The sequence below is a fragment of the Blautia sp. CAG:257 genome (assembly GCF_000433815.1).
GTDB lineage: Bacteria > Bacillota > Clostridia > Lachnospirales > Lachnospiraceae > Blautia_A > Blautia_A caecimuris.
The window spans coordinates 1-19,918 of sequence record NZ_HF999070.1 but is presented as its reverse complement, the minus strand read 5'-3'; the positions used below and the strand labels follow the sequence as shown (position 1 = coordinate 19,918).

General features: G+C 45.1%; 16 protein-coding genes and 1 pseudogene. 16 read left to right on the top strand and 1 reads right to left on the bottom strand.

The features are described 5' to 3' along the window. The 16 genes and pseudogenes from QVP40_RS08790 to QVP40_RS08715 form a co-directional block, all read left to right on the top strand. A pseudogene (locus tag QVP40_RS08790) lies at nucleotides 1-483 on the top strand (ATP-grasp domain-containing protein); the annotation flags it as partial. A 15-nt stretch (nucleotides 484-498) separates the two neighbouring features. Continuing rightward, nucleotides 499-885 (top strand): DMT family transporter, encoded by a 387-nt coding sequence (locus QVP40_RS08785; RefSeq protein WP_022068089.1) that lies wholly within the window; start codon nucleotides 499-501, stop codon nucleotides 883-885. Further along, nucleotides 882-1,226: an EamA family transporter gene (locus tag QVP40_RS08780; protein WP_022068088.1), complete on the top strand. Its 345-nt coding sequence runs from the start codon at nucleotides 882-884 to the stop codon at nucleotides 1,224-1,226. The genes QVP40_RS08785 and QVP40_RS08780 overlap by 4 nt, the downstream gene beginning before the upstream one ends. A gap of 18 nt (nucleotides 1,227-1,244) precedes the next feature. Further along, complete coding sequence (locus QVP40_RS08775; protein ID WP_022068087.1) at nucleotides 1,245-2,192, top strand: glycosyltransferase family 2 protein; 948 nt, start codon at nucleotides 1,245-1,247, stop codon at nucleotides 2,190-2,192. A gap of 16 nt (nucleotides 2,193-2,208) precedes the next feature. Then, nucleotides 2,209-3,336: a dTDP-4-amino-4,6-dideoxygalactose transaminase gene (gene rffA / locus QVP40_RS08770; protein ID WP_022068086.1), complete on the top strand. Its 1,128-nt coding sequence runs from the start codon at nucleotides 2,209-2,211 to the stop codon at nucleotides 3,334-3,336. A gap of 13 nt (nucleotides 3,337-3,349) precedes the next feature. Next, on the top strand, nucleotides 3,350-4,627 hold the full coding sequence (locus QVP40_RS08765) for a D-alanyl-D-alanine carboxypeptidase family protein (protein WP_022068085.1): 1,278 nt from the start codon (nucleotides 3,350-3,352) through the stop codon (nucleotides 4,625-4,627). Between the two features lie 10 nt (nucleotides 4,628-4,637). After that, nucleotides 4,638-5,516: a glucose-1-phosphate thymidylyltransferase RfbA gene (gene rfbA / locus QVP40_RS08760; protein WP_022068084.1), complete on the top strand. Its 879-nt coding sequence runs from the start codon at nucleotides 4,638-4,640 to the stop codon at nucleotides 5,514-5,516. 1 nt (nucleotide 5,517) lies between these two features. Next, nucleotides 5,518-6,087 (top strand): dTDP-4-dehydrorhamnose 3,5-epimerase, encoded by a 570-nt coding sequence (rfbC, locus tag QVP40_RS08755; protein ID WP_022068083.1) that lies wholly within the window; start codon nucleotides 5,518-5,520, stop codon nucleotides 6,085-6,087. Further along, nucleotides 6,084-6,890, top strand: coding sequence for an ABC transporter permease (locus QVP40_RS08750; RefSeq protein WP_022068082.1), 807 nt, complete (start codon nucleotides 6,084-6,086; stop codon nucleotides 6,888-6,890). The genes rfbC and QVP40_RS08750 overlap by 4 nt, the downstream gene beginning before the upstream one ends. Nucleotides 6,891-6,902: 12 nt before the next feature. After that, nucleotides 6,903-8,159, top strand: coding sequence for an ABC transporter ATP-binding protein (locus tag QVP40_RS08745; protein ID WP_022068081.1), 1,257 nt, complete (start codon nucleotides 6,903-6,905; stop codon nucleotides 8,157-8,159). Then, the gene (locus QVP40_RS08740) at nucleotides 8,156-10,357 is read left to right on the top strand and encodes a class I SAM-dependent methyltransferase (RefSeq protein ID WP_022068080.1); all 2,202 of its coding nucleotides are present in this window, start codon (nucleotides 8,156-8,158) and stop codon (nucleotides 10,355-10,357) included. The genes QVP40_RS08745 and QVP40_RS08740 overlap by 4 nt, the downstream gene beginning before the upstream one ends. A 60-nt stretch (nucleotides 10,358-10,417) precedes the next feature. After that, on the top strand, nucleotides 10,418-12,835 hold the full coding sequence (locus QVP40_RS08735; protein ID WP_022068079.1) for a glycosyltransferase family 2 protein: 2,418 nt from the start codon (nucleotides 10,418-10,420) through the stop codon (nucleotides 12,833-12,835). 18 nt (nucleotides 12,836-12,853) lie between these two features. Continuing rightward, nucleotides 12,854-15,298 carry a glycosyltransferase family 2 protein gene (locus QVP40_RS08730; protein WP_022068078.1) on the top strand — a complete coding sequence of 815 codons (2,445 nt, stop codon included), beginning with the start codon at nucleotides 12,854-12,856 and terminating at the stop codon, nucleotides 15,296-15,298. Nucleotides 15,299-15,308: 10 nt separating this feature from the next. Then, nucleotides 15,309-16,157 (top strand): dTDP-4-dehydrorhamnose reductase, encoded by an 849-nt coding sequence (rfbD, locus tag QVP40_RS08725; RefSeq protein ID WP_022068077.1) that lies wholly within the window; start codon nucleotides 15,309-15,311, stop codon nucleotides 16,155-16,157. A gap of 6 nt (nucleotides 16,158-16,163) precedes the next feature. After that, nucleotides 16,164-18,794: a YfhO family protein gene (locus QVP40_RS08720; RefSeq protein WP_022068076.1), complete on the top strand. Its 2,631-nt coding sequence runs from the start codon at nucleotides 16,164-16,166 to the stop codon at nucleotides 18,792-18,794. Nucleotides 18,795-18,890: 96 nt separating this feature from the next. Next, complete coding sequence (locus QVP40_RS08715) at nucleotides 18,891-19,178, top strand: DUF6506 family protein (RefSeq protein ID WP_022068075.1); 288 nt, start codon at nucleotides 18,891-18,893, stop codon at nucleotides 19,176-19,178. 343 nt (nucleotides 19,179-19,521) lie between these two features. On the opposite strand, the gene QVP40_RS08710 is transcribed toward QVP40_RS08715, so the two are convergent. Continuing rightward, nucleotides 19,522-19,863, bottom strand: a complete 342-nt coding sequence (locus tag QVP40_RS08710) for a hypothetical protein (RefSeq protein ID WP_288200421.1) — start codon at nucleotides 19,861-19,863, stop codon at nucleotides 19,522-19,524. Between the last annotated feature and the right edge of the window lie 55 nt (nucleotides 19,864-19,918).

Sequence of the window (19,918 nt, the reverse complement as noted above, 5' to 3'; positions counted from 1 at the left end):
AAACGTCAGGTAAAGCTTGCTATCCGTGCAGTGGGGCTGGATAACTGTGCTGTAAACTGCGACCTTATTGAAAAAGACGGAAAGGTTTATGTGATCGAGATTACGGGAAGAGCAGGAGCCACCTGCCTTCCGGAAACAGTAGGACTGTATTACGGCATCAATTATTATGAGGCTATTGTGCGTCTTGCCCTTGATATGGAGCCGGAAAAGCTTTTTACCAAACCGTATCCGGGAAGCGCCAGCCTGTCTAAGATTCTGACCTCAGACAGAAGCGGAACCGTAAAAGCGATCCGAAATGAAAATGCGCCTGCAGAGGATATCATTGATCTTTCCTTTAATATTCAGCCGGGAGATTATGTGAATCAGTACCGGAATGGAAGGGATCGTATCGGACAGATCATTCTTGCAGGGAAAGAACTTCATGACTGCGAAGAGAGGCTGGATGAGATTTTGTCGAAAATTAACATTGAATTTACAGTATGATTGTGAGAAAATAACATGAGAAATAATGACCATGCCTTAAAGAAAAGTACATTTTTGCTGCTGCATATCAGCCTTTTGTTCAGCTCCCTAAGCGGTGTCTGTTCAAAAAAAGCTTCCGGATATACAGATCATATTTTTTCCCTGCCGTTTATTTTCTGGTTTGGACTTGTTTTTGTGATCATGTTCGGCTACGCCATTATCTGGCAGCAGATCCTGAAAAGAATGCCGCTTACTGTGGCCTATGCAAACCGTCCCGTAACTCTGATCTGGGGAATCGTCTGGGGAGCTCTGATCTTTGGAGAAAGGATCACCTGGAATATGATCGCCGGAGCAGCTGTGATTTTTGCAGGAATTTATCTTGTGACAAGTGATAACGCCGGAAAGGATGGTGAGAATTCATGAGCAGTCTTGGAATATCCGTATGTCTTTTGCTTCTGTCGGTTTTTATCTCGTCTGTATCTCAGATCATTCTGAAAAAGGCAGCAGATAAAACCTACGAAAGCACCCTGAAGGAGTATATGAATCCTATGGTGATCGGAGCTTACGGGCTTTTTTTCTGTTCTGTAATACTGACCATGCTGGCTTTGAAGCATGTGCCTCTTTCCATGTCACCGATCCTGGAATCTACAGGTTACATCTTTGTATCAGTAATGGGATATATTTTTCTGAAAGAAAGATTCAGCAGGCGGAAACTTATGGGCTTTGCCCTGATACTTGCAGGGATCGTCATATTCAACTTATAGAAACGAGGGACAAAAGAGATGCTGGTATCGATTGTTATACCGTGCTATAATTCAGAGCAGACCATCGGCAAGGTGGTGGAGCTTGCAATTGAAGAATTTGAGAAACTAAAAGATTACGAGTGTGAATTTGTTCTGGTAAATGATTATTCCAGAGACAATACCTGGAAATCCATACATGCTCTTACAGAAAAATATCCAAATGTAAAAGGAATCAACCTGGCTAAGAATTTTGGACAGCACAATGCCATTATGGCCGGAATGAATTATGCTCAGGGAGAGCTGATCCTGGGAATGGATGACGATATGCAGAATCATCCGTCACAGATCCCACAGTTCCTTGACAAAATGGAAGAAGGCTATGATATTGTGTTCGGAGTGTTTAAACAGAGAAAGTTTTCCTGGTTTAAAAATCTCACAGGGGCAGTAAGCCGGTTTCTTTTGTGGCATCTGCTGGACCGTCCGAAGGATATCCAGATGAGCAGTTTCTGGTGCTGCAGAAAGTATGTAAGAGACGAGGTTGTCAAATACGACGGCTATAATACTTTCCTTCAGGTATTGTTTTTCCGGACCACACACAACATTGCAAATATAGAGATCGAACATTTTGAGCGTGAGGTGGGAACCTCCAACTATAATTTTAAACGTGGACTGAAGCTGTTTATGTCCTGCCTGAATTTTACTGTGATTCCTCTGAGGGCAGCTACCTTTTTCGGAACATTGTTCTCGGCAGCAGGCTTTATAGGCGCAGTGATCGTTTTTATCCGTAAGCTTCTGAATCCGGCGGTTGCCATTGGCTGGTCTTCGCTGATGTGCGCCATGCTGGTTCTGTTCGGTATCTGTTTCCTGATGCTGGGCATTGTGGGAGAATATCTGGGAAAACTGATGCTGAATGTAAATAAGACACCTCAGTATGTGATCCGTGATAAAGAAAATATTTCCGAACAAACTGACAACGCAGATAATTAAGAAACAGGAATAGCAAATGATAGATTTTAACAGGCCTGCAATTGTAGGAAAAGAACTGACATATATTAAAGATGCCGTAGACCAGGGAATGCTGTGCGGAGACGGCAAGTATACGAAGCTGTGCTCTGCATGGATGAAGGAGAGGTTTCAGGCAAATCAGGTGTTTCTGACAACCTCCTGTACTCATGCGCTGGAAATGGCGGCATTTCTCTGCGATATAGAACCCGGGGATGAGGTGATCATGCCCTCCTATACCTTTGTATCCACGGCGGATGCTTTTGTGCTGAGAGGAGCCAGGATCGTGTTTGTGGATATCCGGCCGGATACCATGAATATGGATGAAAACCTGATCGAGCAGGCAATCACAGAAAGAACAAAGGCGATTGTGCCTGTCCATTATGCAGGGGTTGCCTGCGAGATGGATGCGATCATGGCTCTTGCAGAAAAATATCATCTGAAGGTAGTGGAGGACGCAGCTCAGGGAGTAGAGGCTTATTATCATGGAAAAGCTCTGGGAACTATTGGAGATTTCGGGTGCTACAGCTTCCATGAGACGAAGAACTATACCATGGGAGAGGGCGGGGCTCTTGTTTTCCAGAAAAATGAATACCAGGAAAAAGCAGAGATCCTCAGAGAAAAAGGAACAGACAGAAGCAAATTTTTCCGGGGACAGGTAGATAAATACCGCTGGATCGATTATGGCTCATCTTATCTTCCAAGTGAAATGAACGCGGCGTATCTTTATGCCCAGCTTGAGGAAGCGGAAAAAATCGACCGTAAGCGGCATCAGATCTATAACTATTACCATGAGGGGCTGAAGAGTCTGGAGGATCAGGAAAAGATCCGGAGACCTTTTGTACCGGAAGGGTGCAAGCATAATGCTCATATGTATTATATAAAAGTGAAGGATCTGGAAACCAGAAGCAGGCTGATCACTTATCTGAAAGAAAACGGAATCTGCACTGCCTTTCATTATGTGCCTCTTCACAGTTCTCCGGCAGGCAGGAAGTTCGGACGCTTCAGCGGAGAGGATGTTTATACCACACGGGAAAGCGAACGGCTTTTAAGACTGCCCATGTTCTATAATCTGGAAATGCCGGATGTGGAATATATTACAGAAAAAATACTCTCATTTGAGTTTTGACGGAGGAAACGCAATGAAAAATAAAATAGCAGGCACTGTGGCAGCCGGAATTGCGGCGTTACTGCTCCCTGCCGTGTCCGTACAGGCGGTAACTGTGAATTTCGGGACAGCGGCAGCAGTAAGCTCAGACAGTATTCAGGGATGGCCCAAAGGACCGGACACAGTTTCTGAGACAGCAGTTCTGATCGATGCAGATACGGGAGCGGTTCTTTATGATAAAGGAAAAGACGAATACCGTTATCCTGCAAGTACCACAAAGATCATGACCGTGCTTACTGCGATAGAAAACAGTTCCCCGAAGGATTCTGTAACCTTTACAGAAACAGGAGTCCGGGATGTGACCTGGGACAGCTCCAACATCGGAATGAAGCTGGGAGAAACCATTACCATGAAGGACTGCTGGTATGCGGCCATTATTAAATCTGCCAATGAAGTGTGCGCTCAGATGGCAGAATATGTAGGGGGAACAGAAGCTCAGTTTATTGAGATGATGAATGAGAAGGCCAGAGAGCTTGGATGCAGTAACACGCATTTTGCCAATGCAAGCGGACTTCCGGATTCCGATCATTATACAACAGCCTATGATCTGGCAAAGATCATGCGGGCAGGACTTCAGAATCCCCGTTTCCGAAAGGTTATCAGCGCAGCCAATTATACGATTCCGGCCACAAACCTCAGCGAGGCCAGAGGAATGCATACTCATATGCCTCTTATGGCAAAAGAATCCAATCTTTATTATGAAGGCTGCATTGGCGGAAAAACAGGAAATACCAATGATGCAGGCCATACCCTTGTAGTGGCTGCGGAGCGGAACGGAAGAACCTATATTGCAGTTACCATGCGTACAGCAGATCTGGGCGCAAACTGTACAGACAGTATCGCGCTTTTTGACTATGCGTTTAATAATTTTGATACACTGACAGTCAACGGGAAAAAAATGACAGTGCCAAAAGGTGTGACAGCAGATCAGCTTACCGTAGAGCAGGTGGATAAAAACGGAAAAATGCTGAACCGTTATTTTTATAATGGACAGTATGTAGGCTATGCGGCGCCTGCCGCAACTCCCACACCCCAGGCGGTACAGACAGCGGCAGCGGGAACAGGAGAAAATACTTCCGGTACACAGACAGTACAGGAAGAAGCGGAAATACCGGAATCGGAAACTGAGGAAGGACTTTCCGATATGTCAAAGATTCTTCTTGGATTGATGGCTGTGATGGCCGTGACCCTTGTGGCATTGATGACAGCCCTTTACTTTAAAGAGAAAAAAATGTACGGTTCCAGAAAATAGGAGGAGAGATATGAAAGGTATTATTTTAGCAGGCGGTTCAGGAACAAGATTATATCCATTGACAAAAGCGATTTCCAAGCAGATCATGCCGGTGTATGACAAACCGATGATCTACTATCCCCTTTCCACGCTGATGCTGGCAGGGATCAGAGAAATTCTCATCATTTCCACACCAAGAGATCTTCCGGTGTTTGAAGAGCTTCTGGGAGACGGAAAGCAGCTTGGAATGCGTTTCGAGTATGCGGTTCAGGAGCAGCCAAGAGGGCTGGCAGATGCGTTTATCATTGGCGCGGACTTTATTGGAAACGATGCGGTTGCCCTTGTTCTGGGAGACAATATTTTTTACGGACAGAGCTTTTCCAGAGTGCTTCAGAACGCATATAAGAGAACAGAAGGGGAAAAGGGAGCAACCATCTTCGGCTATTATGTAAGGGACCCAAGAGAGTACGGCGTGGTAGAATTTGACGAAGACGGAAAAGCTCTTTCCATAGAGGAAAAGCCGGAGCATCCCAAGTCAAACTATGCGGTTCCGGGACTTTACTTCTATGACAATGATGTAGTGGAGATCGCCAAAAATGTGAAGCCTTCAGCAAGAGGCGAAATTGAGATTACAAGCATCAACAATGAATATCTGAACAGAGGAACCTTGAAGGTAGAAACTCTGGGAAGAGGATTTGCATGGCTGGATACAGGAAACCATGATTCCCTTCTGGATGCGGCTGATTTTGTTTCCGCGTTCCAGAAACGTCAGGGACTTTATATTTCCTGTATTGAGGAAATTGCTTACAAACGTGGATTTATCAATAAAGAGCAGCTTGTGGAGCTGGCGCAGCCGCTTCTTAAAACTGCATATGGAAAATATCTGATCGAAGTAGCGGAGGGCTTATAAAATGGGAAAAATTACAGTAGAGACCTGTCACATTGAAGGATTAAAGGTGATCACTCCTGCAGTGTTCGGAGATGACCGGGGATACTTTATGGAGACTTATAATTATAATGATTACAAGGCAGCAGGCATTGACCAGGAGTTTGTTCAGGACAATCAGTCCAGCTCCAGAAAAGGTGTGCTTCGCGGACTTCATTTTCAGATCAACTATCCGCAGGATAAGCTGGTCCGCGTAGTAAGCGGAGAGGTTTATGATGTGGCTGTGGATCTTCGTGAGGGCTCTCCTACTTACGGACAGTGGTACGGAGTGCTGCTTTCTGCAGAAAACAAAAAACAGTTCTTTATTCCAAAGAACTTTGCCCATGGCTTCCTTGTACTTTCTGATTCTGCTGAGTTTGCTTATAAGTGTACAGATTTTTATCATCCCAATGATGAGGGCGGACTTGCATACAATGACCCGGTTATTGCAGTAGAGTGGCCGATTCCCGAAGGAATGGAGCTGATTCTTTCTGACAAGGACAAAAAATGGGGAAGCTTTCAGGAATATTCCGCAAACAGGAGCAAAAAGGATTGAAAAAAGAGACATGGCTGCCAGGGGAACTATACCGGAACAGAAGGCTGGTTCTTTCCCTGGCCAAAAATGATTTTAAAACAAAATATGCAGGTTCTTATTTTGGAACAGTCTGGGCCTTTATCCAGCCGGTAGTTACCATCTGTGTATACTGGTTTGTGTTTGGCCTGGCTTTAAGAGGCGGAGCGGACAGAGGAGTTCCCTTTGTTCTCTGGCTGGTAGCCGGACTGGTGCCCTGGTTCTTTTTCCAGGACGGGCTGATCGGCGGGACCAATTCTCTTCTGGAATATAATTATCTGGTAAAAAAGGTTGTTTTTAATATTCGTATCCTTCCTGTGGTAAAAGTGATCTCAGCCGGGTTTGTCCACTGCTTTTTTGTGCTGATCGTCCTGGTGATCTATACCTGCATGGGCTATCCGCCTACCTGGTATGCCATTCAGCTTATTTATTACAGCTTCTGTATTTTTATGCTGATTCTGGCAGTGACTTATTTTTCCAGCGCGGTAGTGGTATTTTTCCGGGATCTCAGTCAGATCATCAACATCGGACTTCAGGTAGGGGTATGGGTAACTCCCATTATGTGGAATTTCAGCGACCTTGGTCTTACAGGGATCCTTACAAAGATCCTGAAGCTGAATCCGGTATTTTATGTGGTACAGGGATATCGTGATTCCCTGATCGATCATGTGGGATTCTGGCAGCATCCGGCGCTGACCCTTTATTTCTGGGCTTTTACCCTGGTGCTGTTTTTCCTTGGAACAAGACTGTTCAAAAAACTTCAGGTACATTTTGCAGATGTACTGTAAACGGAGAAAAAAATGAGTGAATTTGCAATTCAGGTAAAACATCTGGACAAGATGTATAAATTATATAATAAGCCTTCAGACAGACTGCGGGAAACTCTGGGCTTTAAGGTCCCGGTCAGAGAGCATTATGCTTTAAGAGACGTGAATTTTCAGGTAGAGCGGGGCGAAACTGTGGGCATCATCGGAACAAACGGTTCCGGAAAGTCCACCATCCTGAAGATCATTACAGGAGTTCTGAACCCTACGGCAGGAGAGGTGAAGGTGGACGGAAGGATTTCCGCTCTTCTGGAACTGGGAGCCGGCTTTAACATGGAATATACAGGAATCGAAAACGTATATCTCAACGGAACCATGATGGGATTTTCCAAAGAAGAGGTGGATGCCAGACTTCAGGATATCCTGGACTTCGCAGACATCGGAGATTTTGTTTATCAGCCTGTAAAATCTTATTCCAGCGGTATGTTTGTCCGTCTGGCATTTGCAGTTGCCATTAACATTGATCCGGAAATTCTGATCGTTGACGAGGCCCTGTCTGTAGGGGATGTGTTCTTTCAGGCAAAATGCTACCGGAAATTTGAAGAATTTAAAAAGATGGGCAAAACCATTCTTTTTGTCAGCCACGATTTAAGCAGTATTTCCCGGTACTGTGACAGAGTGATTCTTTTGAATAAGGGAGTGAAGCTGGAAGAAGGTTCTCCAAAACAGATGGTGGATATGTACAAGCAGCTTCTGGTAGGCCAGGATCCTGCAAAGGCAGAGGAAAAGAAAGAAGAGCAGAAAGAAAGCTGGAGCCAGCAGTTCCAGGTAAATCCCAATATGCTGGAATATGGTACCAAGCTTGCGGAGATTGTGGATTTTGCAGTTCTGGATGACAAGGACCGCTGTACCAATACCATTGAAAAGGGCAGCAGTTTCCGGATACGGATGAAGGTGGTATTTCATCAGGATATTCAGGAGCCGATTATGGCCTATACCTTTAAAGATATTAAGGGTACAGAGATCACAGGAACCAATACTCTGTTTGAAAAGAAATCTGTGGAACACTCTCAGACAGGAGATAGCTGTACAGTGACCTTTGAGCAGGAAATGTTCCTGCAGGGAGGGGAATATCTTCTTTCCTTTGGCTGCACCGGGTACAAGGACGGTGAGTTTACAGTTTTCCACAGACTGTATGACGCATGTAATATCACAGTGGTTTCCAACAAGAACACGGTTGGATTTTATGATATGAACTCAAAAGTGGAGATTCGCTACGGAGAAAAAGCATGATAGAAAAAATCGGTAAGGCAGTCCTGGATGATACCTGTTATCCGGGACAGGATTTATACAGTGACGGAGCCATAGAAGATGAGATGCTGGAAATTGCCAGAGCTTATCCGAAAGAGCAGTGGAACCAGGTGATCGCAGAGCGGAAAAGCTGGCCCATTCTCTATCATTTTTCCCATATAAGGGAAAATATTTTAAGCTGGCTTCCGTTTACCGGAAAGGAAAATGTGCTGGAGATCGGTTCCGGCTGCGGAGCCATTACAGGTGCGCTCTGTGAAAAAGCAGAGAAGGTCACCTGTATTGAGCTGTCAAAAAAACGAAGTGAGATCAATGCCTGGAGACATAAGGACTGTGAAAATCTCACAATACTTATGGGGAATTTTCAGGAGATCGAGCCTGCGCTGACGGAGAAGTATGATTACATTACTCTGATCGGCGTTTTTGAGTATGGGGAAAACTATATTCAGAGCGAGACTCCTTATGTGGATTTCCTGAAAACCATTGCCCGTCATCTGAAACCGGACGGACAGATCGTTCTTGCCATTGAAAACCGTTTTGGTCTGAAATACTGGGCAGGCTGCACGGAGGATCACTTTGGAACACTGTTTGAAGGGCTGGAAGGCTATCCCACAACAAAGGGCGTAAAAACCTTTACTAAAAAAGAGCTTACAGAAATTCTGGAAAAGGCAGGGAATCTGAAAGCGCAGTGGTATTATCCGTTTCCGGACTATAAGCTTCCCATGACCATATATTCTGACAGACGCCTTCCCTTAAAGGGCGAGCTGAACCGTATGGAGACAAACTTTGATCGGCTGCGCCTGCAGCTTTTTCAGGAATCTCCTGTGTATGATTCTCTTCTGGACAATGACATGTTCCCGGAGTTTTCCAATTCCTTTCTTCTTCTGATCGGAAAAGAACAGATCTGTCCGGAAATTGTGTATACTAAATTTTCCAATGAGCGGGATGCCCGTTTTGCTCTGAGAACAGATATCTGTGAGCCGGGAAGATTTGAGAGATATGTGCAGAAGCTTCCTGTCAGTGAAAAGGCCTGTGAGCATACAGCCGGTCTGGAACGGATTTATACAGAGCTTACAGAAGCTTATAAAAAGCAGGGTCTGGAGCTTAACCTTTGCAAAACAGTAAACAAAGCTGCAAGACTGGAATATCTGGAGGGAATGACTCTGGAAGAAAAGCTGGATCAGCTTCTGGCTCAGGGAAAACTTTCTGAACTGGAGGAACTGTTCTTTTATTATCTGAAAAAGGTTCAGAACCTTCACAGCACAGATACCTTTATCAAAACGCCGGAGTTTGTACAGGTATTCGGGGACGTAGAGCTGACCGGAGAGTATTCCTGCGCAAAAATGTCCAATATTGACCTGGTTCCTGCCAATATTCTGATTCTGAAGGACAGACAGGTTGTGATCGATTATGAGTGGACCTTTGACTTTCCGGTTCCTGCAGGCTTTATCCTGTACCGGATGATCCATTATTATCTGGAAAGCGACGGAAAGCGCCGTGTTCTGAAGGACAGGGATTTTTATGGCAAAGCAGGCATTACTCAGGAGGAGCTTGCTGTTTACGGAGAAATGGAAAGGAATTTCCAGAAGTATATGCAGGGAAGTCATGTGCCTCTTCTTTCCATGTATGAAGACGTTTCTCCGGGCAAGGTGGAGATTCTTCCCTATTATGAGCAGATGAGGGCAGCAGGAGCAGAGCGGAGGCTTCAGGTGTTTTTTGACCGGGGAAATGGATTTTCTGAGGAAGATTCAGAAGCTTATCCTATGAGCAGAGCAGGGATCAGCATGGAACTTGAAATACCGGAGGATGTGAAGAACCTTCGTCTTGATCCGGGAGAAGCGGCAGGAGGTCTGGTTCTTCGGAAACTTGCTTTTGAAAATGACATAAAAGCGGACTTTACCACAAACGGCTTCCCGGTAGGAGCGGACAGCTATTATTTTGGCGGGGGAGATCCCCAGGTTGTGATCGGAAATATCAGCGGAGAGAAAAGGCTCAGGATTGAAATTGAGATCATGAAAGCTCAGGACGCAGGGGAAAAGTTCTGGAAGAGCTTTGGCTTGGTGTCAGCGGAAAAGGATGAAGAGATCCGCAGACTGAAAGAAAAGATCAGTCAGATGGAAAATACAAAAGTCTGGAAATTGTACAGAAGCATTAAGAAAAAATACGCTGTCAGAGAGAAATGACAGAAAAAAGGTCTGATGGCAAAATTCCGGCCTTCAGATCAGACAGAATGAGGATGAAATATGGAAGAATTGCGCTTCAGCATTGATGAAGAAAAATATGATGACAGACATGAACAGGTGTTAATCCTTGGCGGCTGGTACGCCGGATCCGACAGACAGGAAATGAGCTTCTGTCTGATGGGAGACGGAAATCAGGAGCTTGTTCTGGCTGATCCTGAGAGATATGAAAGACCGGATGTGGCACAGGCTCTGGCAGTGGATTTTGGAGAGTTCCTTCCGGGCTTCCGACTGCGGATTCCAAAGGCAGATCAGCTTGCAGAACAGTTTCAGCAGATCGAGCTGTTTCTTACAGACGGAGAAAAACGAGTTTCTTTGTGGAAGAAGAGCGCAGATGAGCTGAAAAGCTTTCTGAACCAAAGCCTGCTGGAATATCATCTGGACAGAGTGGAAATCCTTTATGATACCATGCTGGAAATCCAGGGATGGGCTGTGGATCAGAGAGGCGGCACAGAGATCGCTTTTGTAAATGAGGACGGAAGCCCCATTGCCTGCAGAATGAGCAGGGGACGGCGGCCGGATGTGGTGGAGCGCTGCAGTCTTGATGCGATTTATAAAAATCAGGAAATCGGATTCCGTATTTCAGCCTCTTTAGATGAAATTTCAGGAAAGAAGCTTCTGCTTAAATTTACAGGATCTTCTGTGGAAAAGACTTATGAGGTAGATATTCAGAAGCTTCGTAAAGAGCAAAGGCCAAAGGGATTTTTTAACAGGCTTCTGAACCGTCAGGAAAACACTCAGGGAGATTATGAACAATGGCTGAAACGTCATTCTCTGAGCCGGCGTCAGGCATGGAAGCAGAAGCATACTTCTCTTGACAGAAAGCCTCTGATCAGTATTGTGATCCCTCTTTACTGTACGCCCCTTCCCTATCTGAAGGAGCTGATTGAGTCCATAAGAAAACAGACCTATGGAAACTGGCAGCTTTGTCTGGCAGACGGAAGCCCGGACGAAACCGTTCATGAGTTTCTGAAAAAAAATTACAGACATGAGGTAAGAATCAGCTACAAAAAGCTGAAATCCAACGGCGGTATTTCTGTGAACACCAATAAGGCCATGGAGCTTGCCAGAGGGGAATATCTGATGCTCTGTGACCATGACGATACTCTGGAGCCTGACGCGCTGTTTGAGATTGTAAAGGCAATTAATGATCAGGATGCTGATGTGATTTACACAGATGAGGACAAGGTAAGCATGGACGGACAGCATTATTTTGATCCTCATTTTAAATCGGATTTTAATCTGTTCCGTTTCCGGGATAATAATTATATCTGTCATATTTTTGCAGTAAAGAGGCAGGTGGCAGAGCAGGCGGGATATTTCCGGAAAGAATTTGACGGAGCCCAGGATTTTGATTTTATTTTCCGCTGCTGCGAAAAGGCAGAAAAGATTGTCCATATTCCAAAGGTTCTGTATCACTGGCGCTGTCATATGGATTCCACGGCGGCAGATCCGGAAAGCAAGGCCTATGCTTTTGAAGCGGGACGAAAGGCTGTGGAAGAGCATTATAAGAGAATGGGAATCCCGGCAAGAGTGGAGATGACAGAACGGCCCGGCTGGTACAGAAGCAGACTGGAGATCCAGGGAAATCCGCTGATTTCTGTAATCATTCCAAACAAAGACCATACAGAAGATCTGGAGCTGTGTCTTTCTTCCATGGCAAAGCGCACCTCCTATGAGAATTATGAGGTTTTAGTTGTAGAAAACAATAGTGAGGAAAAAGAAACCTTTGCCTATTATGAGAAGCTTCATGAGCGTTATCCAAGGGTGAGAGTTCTGACCTGGGGAAAAGAGTTCAATTATTCCTCCATCAATAATTTTGCCGCAGAGCAGGCAAAGGGAGAATACCTTCTGTTTCTGAACAACGATGTGGAGATCCTGACACCCGGCTGGATGGAGGAAATGCTTGGAATCTGCCAGCAGAAAGAGGTGTCCGTTGTGGGAGCCAAGCTGTATTATCCGGATGACACCATTCAGCATGCCGGTGTGGTTCTGGGTCTTGGCGGCATTGCAGGTCATGTGATGTGCCGGGCGTCCAGGGAGGATGCAGGATATTTCGGAAGAATGGTAAGCGTTCAGGAGATCAGCGCTGTGACAGCAGCCTGTATGCTTGTGGATGCCCGTGATTTCCGGGCAGCGGGAGGCTTTGACGAAAGCTTCCGTGTGGCCTTTAATGATATTGATCTTTGCATGAAAATAAGGGATATGGGCAAAAAAATCGTCTTTACCCCTTATGCGGAGCTGTATCACTATGAATCCAAATCAAGAGGTCTGGAGGATACTCCTGAGAAACAGTACCGTTTTGAAAAGGAAATAACACGTTTTCGGGAAAAATGGGAAGATCAGCTGAAAAATGGCGATCCTTATTACAGTCCCAATCTGTCTGTGACAGAGGGCGACTGTTCCCTGAGAGAAGACTGAGAAATTGTGAGGTTGGATATGTCAAGAGAGATTTTTGAGGTAACAAAGGACCGGTTTCACCTGAAGGATCCCTGTCAGTATATTCTGCAGGGAACCTGGCCAAAGGAAGCAAAAATGCGCGCCTGTCTGGACGGCTCTGAGGTAAAGGCGGAAATTCAGCGCCTGGAGGTAGTCAGCGCCCTGGAAAGATTTAAAGATCCGGATCTGATGAGAGGCGAGAGGATCACTGCGTCTGTGCGTCTTCCTCAGTCCCTGGAAGGGTGTCAGAAGCTGACTGTATATGCGGATATGCCGGACCGGCGGATCTGCTGGTTTTCTGTTTCAGCAAGAGAGCTGGAAAAAAGAAGGGGAAAGCCTCAGTTTTTTATTGAAGAGGAAAAGGTGCAGCAGGGTTTTCTCCGGATCAGAGGCTGGGCAGTTGCAGACGAGCCGGTAAAAATCCAGATTTTTGATGAAAACAAACAGAAATTAAATGCGGAGATCCTTCGTACCGAACGTGTGGATGTGGAACAGCTTTATGAGGAAATGGACAGCAAAGACAAGTCCGGATTTTTTGTGGAACTTACAAATCTTACCGGAAAGCTTCTGTATCTTGTTTTTTACGCAGGAGACACAAAATCAGTCCATATTGTTCATTTGAATCCGGCTGTTGTTTTTCGGAAAAAAATAGAGAAATATGCAAAAAAAGGTCTCAGGTACTGGAAAAGCCAGGGAAGCGCAGCTATGGTAGGCAAGGTGGTATCCAAGGTAAAAACTGCGTCCACAAGGGAGATTCCCTATCAGAAATGGATCGTCCGCCATCTTCCAGGCTCAAAGGAGCTGGAAAAGCAGAGAAGGACAAAATTTGAATATCAGCCCAGGATTTCCATTGTGGTGCCTTTATATAAAACGCCGGAGAAATATCTCCGCCAGCTTGTGGATACTGTAAAGGCTCAGACCTATCCAAACTGGGAGCTTTGTCTGTCGGACGGCAGCGGAGCCGATTCTCCCATCCGTAAGCTTCTGGAATCTCTGGCTGCTTCAGATGAAAGGATTAAAGTGATCTATCATGAGAAGGCTCTGCAGATCTCTGAAAATACCAATGCGGGAATTGAGGCTGCCACAGGCGATTACATTGCTTTTGCAGATCACGATGATGAGCTGACGCCTCACGCGCTGTTCCAGTGCGTAAAGGCATTAAATGAAAACAGGGACATCCGTATTCTTTATTCCGATGAGGATAAAATGTCCATGGATGGCCACAAGTTTTTCCAGCCTCATTTTAAGCCGGATTACAATCCGGATCTTTTGTGTACGGTAAACTACATCTGCCATCTTTTTGTGGTGGACAGAGAGATCATCAGTCAGGTTGGAATGCTTCGTAAGGAGTTTGACGGGGCTCAGGATTATGATTTTATTTTCCGCTGTGTGGAAAATGTAAAGCCGGAACAGATTTATCATATTCCCAAGATCCTTTATCACTGGCGCTGCCATGAGGATTCCACAGCAGAGAATCCGGAAAGCAAGACCTATGCTTTTGAGGCAGGAAAACGGGCTATTGAAGAGCATTATAAGAGAACCGGGATCAACGCAGAGGTGCTTCAGGGAGAGTTTCTGGGTCTTTACCGCACAAGGTTTATCCGGGACCATGATCCGCTGATCTCCATTATTATTCCCAATAAGGATCATATTGCAGATCTGAAGCGGTGCATGGATTCCATTGACAAAAAATCCACATATCAGAATTACGAGTATATTATTGTGGAAAACAACAGTACGGAGGAGGAAACCTTCCAGTATTATAAAAAGCTGGAGGCAGAGAATCCAAAGGCTCATGTGGTTTACTGGGACAGAGAGTTTAACTATTCTGCTATCAATAATTACGGAGCCACTTTTGCAAAGGGTGAATATATCCTGCTTCTGAACAATGATACGGAAATTATCAATGAGGACTGTCTGGAACAGCTTCTGGGATACTGTATGCGAAGCGATGTGGGAGCTGTGGGAGCAAGAATGTATTATGAGGACGACACTATTCAGCATGCGGGAGTTGTCATTGGTTTCGGAGGCATTGCAGGACATTGCTTTGTGCTGCAGCCAAGAGGAACCACAGGTTACTGCCACAGAATCATCTGCGCTCAGGATTACAGCGCAGTTACAGCAGCCTGCATGATGGTAAAACGGTCTGCTTTTGATGAGGTAGGAGGCCTTACGGAGGAGCTGGCAGTTGCTTTTAACGATATTGATTTCTGTATGAAGCTGAGAGCCGCAGGCTATCTCATTGTGTACAATCCTTATGCAGAGCTGTATCATTATGAGTCAAAGTCAAGAGGTCTTGAGGATACGCCGGAAAAGGTTGCGCGGTTTAATAAAGAGATTCAGATTTTTGAAAGACGCTGGCCGGATATTATGAGGGACGGAGATCCTTATTATAATCCGAACCTGACATTAAAGAGTCAGGATTTTTCGCTGAAAAGGATATAGGAGGTTTGGTATGAAGGTATTGGTTACAGGAGTAAAAGGACAGCTTGGCCACGATGTAATGAACGAGCTTGCAAAAAGAGGCTATGAGGGAGTAGGCGTAGACGTGGCGGAAATGGACATCACAGACGCGGAGGCTGTGCGCAGAGTGATGGAAGAGGTGCGTCCGGACAAAATGGTTCACTGCGCTGCATGGACTGCTGTGGATGCGGCAGAGGATGAAACAGAAATGTGCCGCAAGGTCAATGCAGAGGGAACTGAAAACATTGCCAGAATGTGTGGAGAAATGGATATCCCAATGATCTATTTAAGCACAGACTATGTGTTTGACGGTCAGGGAACCCGTCCCTGGGAACCGGATGATCCGGTGGTACAGCCGCTGAATGTTTACGGTCAGACAAAATATGAGGGCGAGCTTGCAGTAGAAAAATATACCGACAAGTATTATATTGTGCGTATTGCCTGGGTATTTGGCGTCAATGGAAAGAATTTTATCAAGACTATGCTGAATCTGGGAAAAACTCATGATACATTGACTGTTGTGGACGACCAGATCGGCACTCCTACCTACACCTATGATCTGGCCCGGCTTCTTGTGGATATGCTGGAAAAAGAAGAGTACGGAAAGTATCATGTGACAAATGAGGGCGGATATATTTCCTGGTGTGATTTTGCAAAGGAGATCTTCCGTCAGGCAGGAATGAACGTAACGGTAACTCCGGTAAGCTCCGATCAGTATCCGGCAAAGGCAAAAAGACCTTCCAACAGCCGCCTGGAAAAGAAAAAGCTGACAGAACACGGCTTTACCCGCCTTCCGGACTGGCAGGATGCCCTTGCCCGTTATCTGAAGGAGATCATGTAAGCAGATATGAATAATACACATAGGACAAAAAGAGCGGTGGATAAAGCCACCGCTTTTGCTAAATGGTGTGGAAAAGATCTGAAATATCCGGCGCTTTTGTTTCTGCTGATGACAGTCAGCAGCATGTTCATGTTCCGGGACTATCTTTTTGGAGATCAGCTGATGATTTTTAATGATATCGGAAGCGACACCTGGCAGCAGTATATTATGAATTACACTGCCATTGTCAACGACATCCGGGACGGAAGCTTTTCTCTGTGGGATTTTTCCAATGGACTGGGCGTGAATCTTTTTAATTTCAACCTGTTCGATCCCTTCCTGATGCTGCTGTATGGACTGGGAGTAATTCTGGGACCTGCGCACATGCTACTTTTTATCAATGTGATACAGATCATAAAAATGCTGGCAGCGGGGCTGGTCTTTTACTGGTTTTTATCTCAGTTTTCCTTCAGTCCCAGGGCGAAGCTGGCTGCCGCCTATGCATACGGCTTCAGCGGTTTCCTTCTGGTGTGGGGACAACATTACCAGTTTGGAACAGCAGTGATCTACCTTCCTCTGCTTTTGCTTTTCTGTGAAAAATTTATCCAGAAAAAAAGAGGAAGAGGATTTTTTCCGGTGATGGTATTTCTCTGTGGGATTTACAGCGTGTATTTCACCTATATGTGTCTGGCTGCCACAGGACTTTATCTTCTTTTCAGAATCCTGATGGCGGAGGAAATGACATTGGCACAGAGAGTGAGGCGGTTCCTGCTGGGATGCGGAGAGATCCTTCTGGGCGTGGGGATGAGCCTTGCGGTATTTCTTCCTATGGCGGAGGTGCTTCTGAATGTTTCTTCCCGGCTTGAAGGTCAGGGAACCGGGTTTTTTCAGTGGCTTCAGCAGTGTTTTACTCCTTATCATACAAAAGTCTATGATTCCATGGTAAAACATCTGTTTTCCAGCAACCTGCAGAACGGCTTTGGCCTTGCCAAAGGCCCTCAGTCCTATGCCATGAATTACTATGAGGATCCCATATTTTTCTGCTCTGTGCTGGCAGTGTTTCTGAGTGTCCAGTTCCTTTTTGTACTGCGCAAAGCCCAGATGAATAAAAGGGCAAAAACAGTGCTGTATAGCGCTGCTGTTCTGATTTTTGCCGGAGTGGTCTTTCCGGTTGGAGGAACTGTGTTTAATTATTTCACAAAGCCTACGCAAAGATATACCTTTGTTCTGATTCCGTTTTTTCTTATGGCAATGGCATGGATGTGGGATTATCTGAGAAAGGGCGGAAAGCTCTGCCTGACTCTGATTCTGGCGGTAACAGCTCTTATGGGCTGGGCGTACATGGAAGGCTGGAAACAGGCAGGATTTGCAGAATATAAAAGAAATATCATGATCCTGGCAGTGACAGGAATCGTGACGGCAGTGTGTCTTGTTCTTTTAAATTTTGTACATAAGCAGACTGCGCGGCAGGGGATCATGGCTGTGCTGGCTTTGGCTCTTCTGGTGAATGTAGCGTCTGAGGGCGCAACGAACTTCCAGGCAAGAGTTACCATGAAAAAAACTGATACGCCTGCAGAGCTTATGGGACAGGAAATGGCTCAGTATGAAGCAGACAGGAAATCAGATGATAAAGAAACAAAATACCGGGCAGAAATGAACAAGCCACAGGATTTTTTCAGAGAAATGTATCGGGCAGACCTGGGGCAGTGTCTGGATTATCTGGAACAGAAAGACCAGAGCTTTTACCGGGTGGAAAAGGATTACATATCAGGAACAGTTGCCATGGATGCCTCCGCTCAGGGCTATAATGGTATTTCTTCTTATAATTCCGTTATGAACGGCTATGTGAAGGAATTTGTGGAAACCTGCTGTCCGGAGCTGTTTTTTGCGGATCAGAACCATTACACCTTCTGGAACAATGTAGAAGAGAACCGTCTTGCGGCGTTCCTTGGAATACGCTATCTGCTTTCCGGACAGGAAACACCTCAGGATGGCTGGAAGCTTCTTGACAGGGTGGGAAGCCTTTATATTCATGAGAATGAGGCTCAGGCAGGAACCGCGCATTTTTATACGGATGCGGTGACAGAGGAAAGTATGAAGGCTCTGTGCACGGAGGAAAACAGAGATGAGCTTCTGGAAAGCGTGATCGCTCTTCCTCAGGAAGAAGAGGGCTCAGAGACAGAGACGCTGAAGAGCGGCGGAAACTCAGAAGAAGAAAACAACGCTGTGAAACTCTCAGATAATGATCTCACATATGGGCCGACAGATCTGGAAGAGGTTTCTGATATTGGAAACGTTGTTTCCGAACAGGACAGGCAGGTAATGGAGGCCTCACAGATCATTCTGGATGATCCGGAAAAGGATGCTTATATTACAGGAACCGTTCATGCGGAAGCTGACGGATATGGACTGTTTATGATCCCCTATGAAAAGGGCTGGAGCCTTACCATTGACGGGAAGGAAACAGAGCTTTTAAGAGGTGATATTGGTTTTCTGGCATGTCGGCTCCCGGAGGGAGATCACAGTCTGGAACTGAAATTTGAGGCTCCGGGTCTGGAGGCAGGAGCAGCCGGAAGTGCAGTATTCTGGGTTCTGTTTGCAGTGACCAGGGCAGTGTCCCAGTGGAAGAGATACAAACTGAAAGTGAAAAGTAAATAAGAAAATAAGCTTTTGCAGCAGACGAAAAAGTAAGGCTCAGAAATAAGGAGTTCCAGGTGATTTATCAGAAATATGTCTGAAAATGGAGGTAAAAGGATGAAGTTTGCATTTTTAATTATGGGAAAATTTAACAGTGAAACAGATAAAGCGGCAATCCATAACGGCGTGTCTCAGCTGATCGGCGTTGCAGATATAGAAGATGCCTGCCGGACAGCCAGAAACCTGTATGAAAATGGAATTGACTGTATTGAGCTGTGCGGAGCCTTTGGCGCAGAGGGCGCCAGAAAAATAATAGAAGCCACAGAAAACAAAATCCCTGTAGGCTATGTTACCCACCTGCCGGAGCAGGAGGATGTGTATCAGGCTGCATTTCCCCAGAAATAAAGATCATGTATCGGGAGCAGAGAGCCGGGGAGAACTGTGATCCTATGCCAAATAAAAAAAGGAGTTTCTGCAAAAGTGGAAGGGAAATCCACTTTGCGGAAGCTCCTTTTGGGGACGAAAAAGATAGTTATTCCATTTATATACACTGCAAATAAAATGATACACTGTAAGGTTATTTTGTACCTGGAATATATATTTAGCAACTATTATTTCAGCTTTTATATGGAAAAAGATGATTTTTTTATTTTAAGTTTCCTTTTAGCCTATATAGATATATGAATTAAATTATTTTGTAATTATGTAAGATACTTGCATATTCTAAAGTAGAAAGTTGATGTATATATTATGATGGTGCAGGGAATGTATCAGTGAAAGTAAAATAATCTGTATATACAGCTACATTTTTTAGGTAGAAAGTAAATGCGAATTTTGTATTAACAGTAACTGTAACCGATTTACCATTTGAGTTAATACTTTGAGATGCAGATGTATTAACAAGTCTTCCGCTATAAGAAGCCCCTATATGGATTCCTTGTACAGTGACGGTAGTGTTACCTTTACCTGTTATTTTTCCAGTTAAAGAATCTACATAACATGTAGAATCAATATAATATCCCACTTGGAATGTCGTTTGCGGTTTAGATCTTGTTGTTCCTGATTGAAGCCTATGTTTTCTGGTACGCATTGGCACACTGGCTCTAGTATAACGAATATTAAATAATTGCTATATTAAATTGATA